Source organism: Pseudonocardia sp. EV170527-09 (assembly GCF_008369905.1).
In the GTDB taxonomy this organism is placed as follows: domain Bacteria; phylum Actinomycetota; class Actinomycetes; order Mycobacteriales; family Pseudonocardiaceae; genus Pseudonocardia.
In genome coordinates this window covers 1-284 of record NZ_VRMC01000415.1, presented here as the reverse complement: position 1 = coordinate 284, position 284 = coordinate 1, and the positions used below count along the sequence as shown (strand labels likewise).

The 284-nt window shown below is 20.4% G+C and carries 1 protein-coding gene; it reads left to right on the top strand.

Annotation, left to right across the window (positions count from 1 at the left end; all coding sequences use genetic code 11):
• Window positions 1-284: hypothetical protein (locus FVA95_RS29665; protein ID WP_205016061.1), on the top strand; the 284-nt coding region annotated here is incomplete at both ends.

Sequence of the window (284 nt, the reverse complement as noted above, 5' to 3'; positions counted from 1 at the left end):
ATATTTTATAGCAATCTATCTATATAAATATGTAAGTTTTGATAAGAAGTATGACAAAATCTTTTTTGATGACATAAGTTATTTTAGAAAAATGATTTATAAAGAAATAAAAGAAGAATATATGTCAGAAATAGAGTCAGTTTCTAAAAGAATAAAAAAAGCTGAACTAAATTTTATGGATGAAACTTTAAGTATTTTAGTTATTTTAATGGTTGTTTCACATAAAAGACAGGGGAAAAATTACAACTTAAATATTGAAAATATTGAAATTTTAGAAAAAAGAC